General features: G+C 60.9%; 10 protein-coding genes. 5 read left to right on the forward strand and 5 right to left on the reverse strand.

All coding sequences use genetic code 11. The annotated features are described in order from the left end of the window. Positions 1-19: 19 nt before the first annotated feature. The 4 genes from aldA to G9X48_RS05925 form a co-directional block, all read right to left on the reverse strand. A complete protein-coding gene (aldA, locus tag G9X48_RS05910) occupies positions 20-1,459 on the reverse strand; it encodes an aldehyde dehydrogenase (protein ID WP_097570613.1) in 1,440 nt (479 codons plus the stop codon). Positions 1,460-1,662: 203 nt separating this feature from the next. Continuing rightward, positions 1,663-2,466 (reverse strand): YdcF family protein, encoded by an 804-nt coding sequence (locus tag G9X48_RS05915; RefSeq protein ID WP_076729149.1) that lies wholly within the window; start codon positions 2,464-2,466, stop codon positions 1,663-1,665. 136 nt (positions 2,467-2,602) lie between these two features. Then, positions 2,603-3,010: a FosA family fosfomycin resistance glutathione transferase gene (fos, locus tag G9X48_RS05920; protein ID WP_097641880.1), complete on the reverse strand. Its 408-nt coding sequence runs from the start codon at positions 3,008-3,010 to the stop codon at positions 2,603-2,605. Next, entirely contained in the window at positions 2,994-3,482 is a 489-nt protein-coding gene (locus tag G9X48_RS05925) for a GNAT family N-acetyltransferase (protein ID WP_012124669.1), read from the reverse strand. The genes fos and G9X48_RS05925 overlap by 17 nt, the downstream gene beginning before the upstream one ends. 188 nt (positions 3,483-3,670) lie before the next feature. Between G9X48_RS05925 and G9X48_RS05930 the strand changes: the two genes are divergently transcribed. The 5 genes from G9X48_RS05930 to G9X48_RS05950 are packed head-to-tail and all read left to right on the forward strand — an operon-like array spanning position 3,671 to position 8,997. Then, positions 3,671-4,102 carry a MarR family transcriptional regulator gene (locus G9X48_RS05930; RefSeq protein WP_004388354.1) on the forward strand — a complete coding sequence of 144 codons (432 nt, stop codon included), beginning with the start codon at positions 3,671-3,673 and terminating at the stop codon, positions 4,100-4,102. Beyond that, positions 4,102-5,757, forward strand: a complete 1,656-nt coding sequence (locus G9X48_RS05935) for an MFS transporter (RefSeq protein WP_038880344.1) — start codon at positions 4,102-4,104, stop codon at positions 5,755-5,757. The genes G9X48_RS05930 and G9X48_RS05935 overlap by 1 nt, the downstream gene beginning before the upstream one ends. A gap of 37 nt (positions 5,758-5,794) precedes the next feature. Continuing rightward, positions 5,795-6,877, forward strand: coding sequence for an HlyD family secretion protein (locus G9X48_RS05940; RefSeq protein WP_012124667.1), 1,083 nt, complete (start codon positions 5,795-5,797; stop codon positions 6,875-6,877). Next, on the forward strand, positions 6,877-8,301 hold the full coding sequence (locus G9X48_RS05945) for an efflux transporter outer membrane subunit (protein ID WP_097641879.1): 1,425 nt from the start codon (positions 6,877-6,879) through the stop codon (positions 8,299-8,301). Before G9X48_RS05940 ends, G9X48_RS05945 begins: the two co-directional genes overlap by 1 nt. Before the next feature lie 39 nt (positions 8,302-8,340). Continuing rightward, a complete protein-coding gene (locus tag G9X48_RS05950; RefSeq protein ID WP_097641878.1) occupies positions 8,341-8,997 on the forward strand; it encodes an O-methyltransferase in 657 nt (218 codons plus the stop codon). 102 nt (positions 8,998-9,099) lie between these two features. On the opposite strand, the gene hrpA is transcribed toward G9X48_RS05950, so the two are convergent. Continuing rightward, positions 9,100-13,005: an ATP-dependent RNA helicase HrpA gene (hrpA, locus tag G9X48_RS05955; protein WP_097647671.1), complete on the reverse strand. Its 3,906-nt coding sequence runs from the start codon at positions 13,003-13,005 to the stop codon at positions 9,100-9,102. Positions 13,006-13,007 lie beyond the last annotated feature (2 nt).

The following is a 13,007-nucleotide window of genomic DNA, read 5'->3' on the forward strand; positions in this document are numbered from 1 at the left end:
GCAGGCGGCCCTGAAACGGTTAGCTTTGCAGATAGACAACCTGGGTTTGCAGATATTCATGCAGCCCGTGTTTGCCATCCGCCCCGCCGATCCCGGATTTACGCCAGCCCGCGTGGAACCCCTGCATCGCTTCGAAGTTTTCACGGTTGATGTAAGTTTCGCCAAACTTCAGCCCGTTAATCGCTTTCATCGCGGTGGCGAGCGACTGCGTGTAAATCGACGACGTCAGGCCATATTCGCTGTCATTCGCCATCGCAATGGCCTCTTCCAGCGTATCGAACGTGACGACCGGCAGCACCGGGCCGAACGTCTCTTCATGCATGATGCTCATCTCCTGGCGCACATCTACCAGCAGCGTCGGCGGGTAAAAATAGCCTTTGCCCTCCACCGCCTTGCCGCCGAGCGCCACCGTCGCGCCCTCGCTGACCGCGCGCGCCACTTTTTCTTTCACGCGCGCCAGCGCAGCCGCGTTAATCAGCGGCCCCATCGCGATATCATCACGCGCTGCCGGATCGCCAAATTTCACCGCGCTCAGCGCCTCGCCAAGCGCGCTGACAAAATGGTCATAAATGCCCTTCTGCACATAAACGCGCTCGGCGCAGTTACAGACCTGACCGGAGTTAATCACGCGCGAATCAACAATCGCTTTTACCGCAAGCGACACATTAGCATCGTCCATCACGATAGCAGGCGCTTTGCCGCCAAGCTCAAGGCAGACTTTGGTGATGTTTTTCGCAGCCGCCATCATGATTTTCTCACCCGCGCCGACGCTGCCGGTCATGCTTACCAGCGCCACTTTCGGGTTACCGGCCAGCTCCTGTCCGACGGTTTCGCCGCGCCCCAGGACCAGGTTAAACACGCCCGCCGGCAGGCCCACGTTATGAACAATCTGCGCAAACGCGATGGCGTTATTCGGCGTGAATTCGCTCGGTTTAATCACAATGGTATTGCCGGTGATCAGCGCAGGCGCCATTTTGCGGGCGATCAGGAAGAACGGGAAATTCCACGGCAGAATGCCGGTGGTAACACCGAGCGCGCGCTTAAACACCAGAATATTTTCGCCCGGCCGGTCGCTTTGCAGGATTTCGCCTTCATAACGGCGCGCCCATTCGGCCATATAGTCGATGTAATCCGCCGTGAAGCTGACTTCAACGCTCGCGAGCTGCTGCGTTTTGCCGCCTTCCGCCACAATCAGCGCGCTGATTTCCGCCGCCTTTTCGCGGATGCCGGCGGCGATTTTACGCAGCCATCCGGCGCGCTCGATGGCGGGCAGCGCCTCCCAGCCCGCCTGCGCGCGGGCGGCGGCGTCAATGGCGCGGCGCGCGTCCTCTGCCGTTCCGTCCGGGATACGGGAAATCAGCGCCTCTGTGGCGGGATTCACGACATCGATCCACGCCTCGCCCTGCCACTGAACGAACTGACCGTCGATATACATCGGATGTTGTACGGGTGCTGTCATCGCATGCTCCTGCTGTCGCATTGGTTTTTAACAGGTGAATGAATTGTTAAAAAATTACGAGCAGCAAACGCGCATACGAAGCGTTTTGGCTGAAAATGTGAATCAGGTCGGGAAAAACGGCGGAGGTCCCGCCGGGAGATAACAATTATTCAACACGCCGCTGCCCGTTTGCGCCATAAATCGCGCAAACGGGCAGTCGGTCGTCAGGCGAGTGAGCGATGACGCAGAAAGCTGGTGAGCTGCGGTTCATCATGCAGCGCCTGCCAGGCGTTCAGCACGTCAGACGGGATCACCACTTCATCAATGAAATCACGGCCCGCCGGGCCGTAGCCGTCTGCGTCGTTACGCAGGCGCGGGATCTCCCCCAGCACCAGCGACAGATACCGCTCTACCGGCCAGAGCCCTTCCGACGGCTCGCGGAACTGCACCGCCCTGGCACCATTTTCCAGCACCGGCTGAACGCCGGGGTAACTCAGCCACTCCGTCGGAGTCGGCGCGTCGCGCCAGGCGCGGGTAAACGTGGCGTGGGTGCGGCGCTGCATGGTCGGGTCCTGAATCAGCACCGCGCGCGCAGGCAGTTCACCGCGCGCATCCAGCAGCTCGCGCGTAAAACGGGCGTTCTCGCCACAGTTGGTGGATTTTTCTTCAACAATAATCTGCTCCTCCGGCACCTCGTGAAACTCGCGGGCGATACGGGCGAGTATTCCCGCCTCCGTAAGGCCGGTGGTGCGCAGATGGTTGTAGCGTGGATGCTGCGCCACGGCGGCATAGAGGAACGTGGTCGAGTGACCCAGCCCGCCGGTTATCAGCAGCGGCAGCCCGCTCTCTTTAGCCAGACGCGCGGCGGCGTCCACGGTGGGCAGAACGGCGTTACCCGCCAGCACAATCAGCTCAGCGTCCCCGGCAGCAGGTGCGGCGGCAAAATCGTTCCGGGCGAGCCACGCGCCGATGAGGTTAACACGCTGCAGCGTGCCTTCCGAAAGCAGAGGAAAAGGCATCATGTTCATGGTCACCTCCATAGTCAAAGCCAGCATCCAGCGTACCGACTGGCGTTCGGATCCCCTACCGGAGAGCTCCTAATCTGCGATATGCCCGATAATCACCGCACCGCTTATCGTGCGCGTGATAGAAAACACGCGGTGATTAATCATAAAACCGCATCCCCTTATAAGGCGCGGCACGACAGGCGGCGAGCCGGGTGGCGAGGCTGCCGACGTGCAGTTCGAGCTGATGCCAGTCCGGGTCGAGGAAATACCAGGAGTCGCCCTCGCTGCGGTTGGTTTTCCAGGTTTTCACGCCCGCGGCGGCCAGTTTATCCACCATTAACGGGAAATCCGTCTCGCTTACGGTAAAGGCGTAATGCGTGTAGTCCGCCGCAGGCTGCCCGGCGCTGTCATCCTGCGACAGACAGAGCCAGAGATCGCCGCAGGAGAGATACGCCCCGCCGTCCCAGCGCGCATGCAGCCGCAGCCCCAGCAGCGAGTGGTAAAACGCGAGGCTCTGCGCCACATCGCGCACCGCGAGCGTCAGATGATTAAGCCCGCTGAGCATCATCTTCGCCTTCTTCCTGAAGTGGTTTTGCGAAGCAGACCGCATCCTCCTGCCCGACATAGCGCCCGTAGTTGTCGATAATCTCGTAACCGCGGCGCAGGTAAAACTCTACCGCGCGCGGATTGGTGCGCCGCGTCTCAAGCCACGCCTGATCGTAACCAGCGTCGCGCGCGAAGCGCTCCGCCGCGCTTAATAACTGGCTGCCCGCGCCGGGGTTATCCGGCAGCGCGAACAGGCGTTTGATTTCGGCGATGCCCGGCTTCAGAGGCCGACAGGCCACACAGCCGATGGCCGTGCCGCTGGCGTTGCGCGCCAGTAAAAAAGTGGCCCCCTCAGCGCGCACATCGTCATTATTAAACGACTGCCTGCCCGAGCTGCCAGTCAGCGCGGCCAGCGTTTCAGAGAGCGCCGCCAGCAAAACGATAGCGTCAGGGTGCGTCGGGTCGCTCGGTTCAATCAGATAATCAGGCATCTTTCCCTCTCATTCATGCGGCGTCAGGCCGCATCAGAGCATAGCGCAGCGGCAATGGGTGTGACTGCAATTCAGACAACGCGCCGCGATACATTCACAATATTTTTTAAAGATTAATTTACATTCACTTGAATTATCAAAATGGCGCGCTCTAGAATAGTTAGAGCACTAACGATTGGATAACCGCCGTGGATACGCGTGACCTGACTTTCTCACATTTGCTGTGGATGACCGCCCACCATTGGCGTCTCGCGATGGATCGGCGGCTGAAAGGGCTTGGCATGAGCCAGGCAAGCTGGGTGGCCGTCGCCGCGATTGCGCGCCATGAAACGCCGCTGTCGCAGGGCGAACTGGCGCAACAGCTCGGCGTGGAGAGCGCGACGCTGGTGCCATTGTTGAATCGCCTGGTGGAACAGCAACTCATTGAGCGCGTGACGCCGCCCGGCGATCGCCGCAAGCGGCTGCTGGTCGCCACACCACAAGGCCAGGCGCTGTTTGAAAAGGTGAAAGTCGAGGCAGATAGCCTCAGGGAGACTATCCTTTCCACCATTCCCCCGGAAGAACTGGCCGTCACGCGTCGCGTACTGGACCGTTTGTTGCAGGAAATTGAAAAACAGTAATGCGATCGGTGAAACACGACCCTTATGCGCCACGCGAGTGGGCGCCCCATGAAAAACCGATGCTGCTCGGCTCGCCGTCGACGCCGCACCATGCGCCCTGGAAGCGCATCGCCTATGGCATCGTCGGGCTGCTGGTGTGTCTGACCGGCGCGCTCGGTAACGCGATGGTCACGGCGAACCTGCAAAATTTACAGGGCACCTTCGCCGCCTGGTCGACGGAAATCGCCTGGCTGCCCGCGGTTTACGTTATGACCAACGTTTCTATCAACCTGCTGCTGGTGAAATTTCGCCAGCAGTACGGGCTGCGCGCTTTTACCGAAGGGTTTCTGGTGCTCTATGTGCTGGTGACGTTTTTCCATCTGTTCGTTAACGATCTCAACACCGCCCTCATGGTGCGTGCCGCGCACGGCATGGTAGGCGCGGCGCTGAGTTCGCTCGGCATTTATTACCAGATCCAGGCCTGGCCCGCGAAGCATCGCCTGAAGGCGCTCACCATCGGCATTACCGGCTCGCAGCTCGCGATCCCCATCGCTCGCCTCTTCTCCACCGAGCTGTTGCAACTTGAAGAGTGGCGCGGTCTGTATCTGTTCGAACTGGGGCTGGCGATGATTTCGCTCGCCTGTGTGATTGCGCTAAAACTGCCGCCGGGCGATCGGCGCAAAGTGTTTGAGAAAAAAGATTTTATTACGTTTCTGCTGATGGCGCCCGGCATGGCGCTGCTCTGCGGCGCGCTGTCGCTCGGGCGGCTCGACTGGTGGTTTGAAGCGCCGTGGATAGGCTGGGCGCTTGGCGTGTCGCTGGTGCTTATCGTCGCCGCTATCACGTTCGAGCATAACCGCACGAATCCGCTGCTGAACACCCGCTGGCTCTCCAGCGGCAGTATCGTGCGCCTCGGGCTGATTATGGTGCTGATCCGCATCGTGCTGGCGGAGCAGAACACTGGTGCCATCGGCTGGTTGCAGTATATCGGTTTGCAGAATGAGCAGATGACGCACCTGGCGCTGGCGATCCTCGCGGGCGTGATTTGCGGCATCGTGACCAGCGCGCTCACCATTAATCCGCAAAAAACCGTCTGGCCGATTATGGTCTCGCTGGCGCTGATGATCATCGCCTCGCTGATGGACAGCCAGGCCACCAGCCAGACCCGCGCCGACCAGATGCTGATAAGCCAGTTTATTCTGGGCTTTGCCAGCGCCTTTTTCCTGGCCCCGGCGATGCTCGCGGGCATTGGCGGGGTTATCGCCGATCCGCGCAACCTGGTGAGTTTTTCCGTTCTGTTCGGCATGAGTCAGAACCTGGGCGGGCTTATCGGCTCGGCGCTGCTCGGCACGTTCCAGACCTGGCGGGAGAAATATCACTCCAGCCTGCTCGCCGACCAGCTCACCTCGCTAAGCCCGCTGGTGAACGAACGACTCGCGCAGTACAGCCAGATCTGGAGCAATCTGCTTAACGACCCGACGCTGCTCAATGCGCAGGCGGTGCAACAGTTGCAGACCGTGACCAGCACCGAGGCGAATATTCTGGCCTATAACGATACCTGTCTGCTGACGGCGGCCATCGCCGCCTCGACGCTGTTGTGGATTTTCTGGCGGCTTATCCGCCTGCGGCTCGCCGCACGCCGTGCCCTGAAGCAGGCGATGCAGAGCGGCCAGTAACCTGACGATTTATTGACTGACATATTCTGGAGTAGTGATGAGCCAACAAGGCGCCCCCACCCCCGCGTCGCCGGAAAAAAACAACCTGCGCGTGGTCTCCTTCTTCGCCGCTGGTGCCATCGGGCTGGTTGGCCTGCTGGTGATCCTGTACGCCTGGCAGCTTCCGCCGTTTACCCGCCACGCGGCCTCGACCGATAACGCCTACGTGCGCGGCATGACGACGTTTATCAGCCCGCAGGTAAACGGCTATATCACCGCCGTCAACGTGCAGGATTTTGCGCATGTGAAACAGGGCGACGTGCTGATGACCATCGATGACCGCATCTACAAACAGCGGGTGCATCAGGCGCAGGCGACGCTCGCCATGCGCGAGGCGGCGCTGGCTAATAACCTGCAACAGCGCCGCAGCGCCGAGGCGACCATCGCCCAGAATAAAGCGGCGCTCGCCAGCGCCCGCGCCCAGAGCCTGCATAACCAGGCCGATTTACGCCGCGTGAAGGAACTGACACAGGACGGCTCGCTGTCGGTGCGCGAGCGCGACGCCGCCATCGCCAGCGCCGCGCAGGGCAGCGCCAGCGTAGAGCAGGCCGCCGCGCAGCTAGAGGTGTCGCGCCAGAATCTGCAAAGCGTGATTGTGAACCGCGCGTCGCTGGAGGCGGATGTGGAAAACGCCCGCGCGGCACTGGAGCTTGCGCAAATCGATCTGCAAAACACCCGCATCATTGCCCCGCGCGACGGCCAGCTCGGGCAGATTGCCGTGCGCCAGGGCGGCTACGTGACCGCCGGTACGCGACTCACCTCGCTGGTACCGCCGCAGAACTGGGTCATCGCCAACCTGAAAGAAACGCAGCTTGCCGACGTAAAAACCGGCCAGTCGGTCACATTCACCGTGGACGCACTCAACGATGAAAAATTCGAAGGCCGCGTGCAGAGTATCTCTCCGGCAACTGGCGTGGAATTCAGCGCCATCACGCCCGATAACGCGACCGGCAACTTTGTGAAAATCGCCCAGCGTATCCCGGTGCGCATCGAGGTACTGGGCGACGCCGAAAAGCGCGCGCGCCTGCGCCCCGGCATGTCGGTACAGGTGACCATTAACACCCGCAGCGAGGCGAAATGATGCGCCGCGCTCTGACTCTGCTGACAACCACCCTCCTGCTCGCGGGCTGTCATTCCGGCAACATGGAGCAGGCTCGCCCCTCGCTCATCATTCCGCCCGCCTGGCGCGCCGCTGTCGGCCCGTCCTCGCCCACAGAAGGTTTCTGGTGGCGCAATTTTCACGATTCGGCGCTGAACCGCTATGTGGATCAGGCGCTGCGCTACAACAGCGATGTGCTGCTCGCCCGCGAGCGTGTTAATCAGTATCAGGCGCAGGTACAGGCGGCCCTTGGCGATCGCTTCCCGACGCTTGACGCGGGCTTCAGCGCCGGTCGCAGCCGTTCGCAATCTGCCGCGACCGGCCTGCCGGTGTATGGCGATCTCTACAAAGGCAGCCTGAACGCCAGTTATAACGTCGATATCTGGGGCCAGTACGCCAGCGCCGCCGACGCCGCAAAGGCGAGCCTTGAGGCACAGAAAGCCGCCGCCGCGGCCGCCAGCCTGACGGTGGCCTCGCAGGTCGCGAGCGGCTATATCACCCTGCTGGCGCTGGATGAGCAGCTTCGGGTGACGCAGTCGACGCTTAGCGCGCGCGAAGACGCGCTGAAGCTGGCGAAACGCCAGTATGAAACCGGCTATAGCTCTCGGCTGGAGCTGATGCAGTCGGAATCTGAACTGCGCGCCACGCGTGCGCAAATCCCGCAGATTCAGCACCAGATAACCCAGCAGGAGAACGCGCTCAGCATTCTCATCGGCCAGAATCCTGGCCCGATCGCGCGCGGCGGTGAATTTGACGCTTTAAGCCCGCTCACGATTCCGTCGCAGCTGCCATCATCGTTGCTGAACCGCCGCCCGGATATCGTCCAGGCCGAGCAGACGCTGGTGGCGAGCGACGCCCAACTGAACGTGGCCCGCGCGCGCCTGCTGCCGGGCATTAATCTCACCGCCTCTGGGTCGCTGCAGGAGAACACGCTGCCGGAACTGCTCGCCAACCCGCTGCGGCTCTGGAGCGTGGGTGCCAGCGTTCTCGCGCCACTGCTCAACCGCGAGGCGCTGAGTGCGCAGGTTGACGTGACAACGTCACAGAAAAATCAGGCGCTTTACAGTTATGAGAGCACGGTGCGCAATGCCTTTAAGGAAGTGAACGACAGTCTGGACGCGGTGCAGCGTCTTGGGGAACAGCTCGTTGAGCTACAGGCGCAGGAGCAGGCGGCGCAGGAGACGCTGCGCATTGCTCACAACCGTTACCAGAACGGGTACGCCTCTTATCTTGACGAGCTGGACGCCCGCCGCACGCTGTTTTCTGCACAGCTCAATGTGGTGCAGGTGAAAAATAATCTGCTGCTGGCGCAGGTGGATCTCTACCGGTCGCTCGGCGGCGGGTGGCCGGGTGCCGCTGCGCAAAACGGGAAACACCGCTATGCTGCTAAGGTAGCCAGTCCGTAATTTTATGCGCCTGCACGGCGCTTTCAGGGGAGCGGTTTGATGCAGCAACAATGGCGTGAAGTCGATGAATATCTGACGCAGGCGTTGATTCCCGACGATCCGCTGATGGCGCAGGTGCTGGAGAACAATCGTCTGGCGGGCCTGCCGCCGCATGACGTCTCGCCCTTGCAGGGACAGTTTCTCGGGCTGTTAGTGATGATGACTGGCGCAAAACGCGTACTGGAAATCGGCACGCTTGGCGGTTACAGCACGCTGTGGCTGGCGCGGGCACTGCCGGAGGACGGGCTGGTGGTGACGCTTGAGGCGAGTGCCGAACACGCCGAAGTGGCGGCCGCCAACCTGGCGCTGGCGAGCGTGACGCCGAAAGTGCAGCTGCGCGTGGGGCCAGCGGCGGAGAGCCTGCCGCTGTACGCCGACGAGCCGCCTTTCGATTTGATTTTTATCGATGCCGATAAGCCGAATAACCCGCTGTACCTGGAGTGGGCGTTGACGCTTTCACGCACAGGAACGGTGATTGTAGGTGATAACGTGGTGCGCGACGGTGCCGTGACCGATCCACAGAGCGATGATTTGCGAGTGCAGGGCGTGCGAACGTTTATTGAGATGCTCGGCAATCACCCGCGCCTGCGCGCTACCGCGCTGCAAACCGTCGGCAGCAAGGGATGGGACGGTTTTACGCTCGCGGTGGTGAAGTAATATCGGCGCGGCGGGTGCGCTACGCACAGGTCAATGTGGGTATTGTAGGGTGGGTAAGCGCAGCGCACCCACCATAAAATATTCCGCGCCCACTGTGCGCAACTACGTCCCGCTCACCTGCTCCATCGCCTGCAACACGCGCTTGTCGGAGACCGGGTATGGCGTGCCGAGCTGCTGGGCGAAATAACTCACGCGCAGCTCCTCGATCATCCAGCGGATCTCCTGCACGTCATCGTCATCACGTCGCGCGGGCGGCAACTTGTTAAGCCACTGCTGCCACGCCTGCTGTACAGCCTCCACTTTGAGCATCTGCGCGCGGTCGCGGTGCGGGTCGACGGCCATCTTCTCAAGCCGTTTCTCAATGGCGTTAAGATAACGGAGCGTGTCGCCGAGGCGCTTATAACCGTTGCCGGTCACAAACCCGCGGTACACCAGCCCGCTCATCTGCGTTTTGATATCAGAGAGGCCGAGCGCCATCGTCATATCCACGCGCCCTTTCAGACGCTTGTTGATATTGAACACCGCCGTCAGGATCTGCTCGACCTGCTTTGCGATATCCACCACGGTGTCGTTCAGTTCCGCACGCACTTTATCGTGAAGCTGCGCAAAGCCCGCTTCGCTCCAGACCGGCCCGCCGTTTTCGGCGATAAGCTTATCGACGCCGCAGGAGATGCAGTCGTCAATCAGATCCAGCACCTTGCCGTACGGGTTGAAATAAAGCCCGAGCTTCGCTTTGTTCGGCAGTTTCTCATGCAGATACTTAATCGGCGACGGAATGTTAAGCAACAGCAGACGGCGCAGCCCGCGCCACATGGCGTGTTGCTGCTCCTGCGGGTTATCAAACAGCCGGATGCCGACGCTCTCTTTCTCATCCACCAGCGCCGGGAACGCTTTCACCTGATAGCCGCCGCGCTTCTGCTCATAGCGCTCGGGCAGCGTGCCGAAGCTCCAGATATGCAGCCCGCTCTGCTCGATGCCGTCATCCGCCACCGCTGAAAGGGTTTCCTGCACTTTCTCTTTCAGCCCCTCTTTCAGCGCGTGGAGATCTTTGCCCTCGCGCAGCTTGCGGCCTTTCTCATCCACCACCCGGAAAGTCATTTTAAGATGATCGGGCACCTGTTCGGCCTGCCACGCCTCGCGGTCAATCGTCACGCCGGTCATGCGGCGCAGTTCGCGCTCCAGCGCGTCCAGCAGCGGCAGCTCCAGCGGCGTAACGCGGCCTAAAAATGCCTCGGCGTAGTTAGGTGCCGGAACGAAATTGCGGCGTACGGGTTTTGGCAGCGATTTGATCAGCGCGATGATCAGTTCGCGGCGCATTCCCGGCACCTGCCACTCAAAGCCCGCGTCTTCCACCTGGTTTAACAGCGGCAGCGGAATATGCACCGTCACGCCGTCAGCGTCGCCGCCCGGCTCAAACTGGTACGACAGGCGCAGCTTCAGGTTGCCCTGATGCCAGAAGTTCGGGTAATCGAGCTTGCTGACTTTCTCCGCGCCCTCTTTGATCAACATGCTCTTTTCGAAGTTGAGCAGATCCGGCGTTTCACGGCTCGCCTTTTTCCACCAGCTGTCGAAGTGGCGCGCGGAAATCGCATCAACGCTGATGCGTTGATCGTAAAACTCAAACAGCGTGTCGTCGTCCACCAGGATGTCGCGGCGACGCGATTTATGCTCCAGCTCCTCCACTTCGGCACGCAGTTTCTGGTTCTCGCGGAAAAAGGCGTGGCGCGTCTGCCAGTCGCCTTCCACCAGCGCGTGGCGGATGAAAAGCTCACGCGAAAGCACCGGATCGATCTGGCTGTAGTTAACGCTGCGCGCGGCCACGATCGGCAGGCCATAGAGCGTGACTTTCTCGCTCGCCATCACGGCACCCTGCGCGCGCTCCCAGTGCGGCTCGCTGTATGAGCGTTTAATCAGGTGCTGCGCCACCGGCTCGATCCACTCAGGGTCGATACGCGCCGCGATGCGCCCCCACAGGCGGCTGGTTTCCACCAGCTCCGCCACCATCACCCACTTCGGCGGCTTTTTAAACAGCCCGGAGCCGGGGAAAATAGAGAAACGGGCGTTACGCGCGCCGGTGTATTCCTGTTTATCGGCGTCTTTCATGCCGATGTGCGACAACAGCCCGGTCAACAGCGCCGTGTGAACTTCGCGGTAGCCCGCCGGTTCGCTGTTCACCGGAATGCCAAGCTCTTTCACCACCTGGCGCAGCTGGGTGTAGATATCCTGCCATTCGCGCACCCGCAGATAATTAAGGTAATCGGTGCGGCACAGGCGGCGGAACTGATTGGACGACAGCGCTTTCTGCTGCTCGCCGAGGTAGTTCCACAGGTTCACGAAGGCCAGAAAATCGGACTCTTTATCGTGGAAGCGGCGGTGTTTCTCATCCGACGCCTGCTGTTTATCAAGCGGACGCTCGCGCGGATCCTGAATCGACAGCGCGGAGGTGATGATCATCGCCTCGCGCACGCAGCCATGCTTTTGCGCCTCCAGCACCATGCGCGCGAGACGCGGGTCCACCGGCAGTTGCGAAAGCTGACGGCCCAGCGGCGTCAGTTTATAGACCGACGCCTGCGCGTCGGTGGTGATAGCGCCCAGCTCCTCCAGCAGACGCACGCCATCCTGAATGTTGCGCTTATCCGGCGCTTCGACAAACGGGAACGCGGCGATATCGCCAAGCCCCAACGCCGTCATTTGCAGAATGACGGACGCCAGGTTGGTGCGCAGGATTTCCGGATCGGTAAATTCCGGGCGCGAGAGGAAATCGTCTTCCGAATAGAGACGAATACAGATCCCTTCCGAGACGCGCCCGCAGCGGCCTTTACGCTGGTTGGCGGACGCCTGCGACACCGGCTCAATCGGCAGCCGCTGTACTTTGGTGCGGTAGCTGTAACGGCTGATGCGCGCCGTACCGGGGTCTATCACATATTTAATGCCCGGCACGGTCAGCGACGTTTCGGCGACGTTGGTCGCCAGCACAATGCGTCGCCCGGCATGCGGCTGAAAGACGCGGTTCTGTTCGCTATTGGAGAGCCGCGCATAGAGCGGCAGCACCTCGGTGTGCGGCAGGTTGAGTTTCATCAGCCCGTCAGCGGTGTCGCGGATTTCACGCTCGCCGCTCATAAAGATCAGGATATCGCCCGGCCCTTCGCGGCCCAGCTCTTCCACGGCGTCGAAAATCGCCTGCAGCTGATCGCGCTCGGTATCGTCCGCCTCTTCGACGATCGGGCGATAGCGCACCTCAACCGGATACGTACGGCCAGAAACTTCGATAATCGGCGCGTTATTAAAGTGGCGCGAGAAACGCTCAGGATCGATGGTCGCCGACGTAATAATAACTTTCAGATCCGGGCGCTTTGGCAGTAGTTCGCGCAGGTAACCCAGCAGAAAATCGATGTTCAGGCTGCGCTCGTGCGCTTCATCGATGATGATAGTGTCGTACTGCATCAGCAGGCGATCCTGCTGGATTTCCGCCAGCAGGATACCGTCGGTCATCAGCTTGACCATAGTGTTGTCGCTGACGTGATCGCTAAAGCGGACTTTATAACCGACGCAGCCGCCCGGCTCGGTTTGCAGCTCTTCGGCGATGCGGTTCGCCACGGTACGCGCCGCGAGACGACGCGGCTGGGTGTGGCCGATTAGCCCTTTCACGCCGCGCCCGAGTTCCATACAGATTTTCGGCAACTGGGTGGTTTTACCGGAGCCGGTCTCCCCCGCCACGATCACCACCTGGTGGTCGCGCACGGCGTTGAGGATATCCTGTTTCTTCTGGCTGACCGGCAGGTTTTCCGGGTACGTAATGGCCGGGCGCGCCGCTTCGCGCAGCAGGACTCTCCCTGCCGCCTCGCTCATCTCCTGAGAGAGCTGTTCGAAAAGCGCCTGCTGAGATTCAGTATTTTTAATCTTTTTGGCCCCGTGGAGGCGACGGGCGAAGCGGCTTTTATCGCGCAGCATCAGCGAGTCGAGGCGTGCCATCAGGGCGGAGAGATTAATATTTTGTTTTTCCATCATTG

Origin of the sequence: Cronobacter sp. HA18006 (assembly GCF_011605445.1) — a bacterium.
Lineage (GTDB): Bacteria > Pseudomonadota > Gammaproteobacteria > Enterobacterales > Enterobacteriaceae > Cronobacter > Cronobacter sakazakii.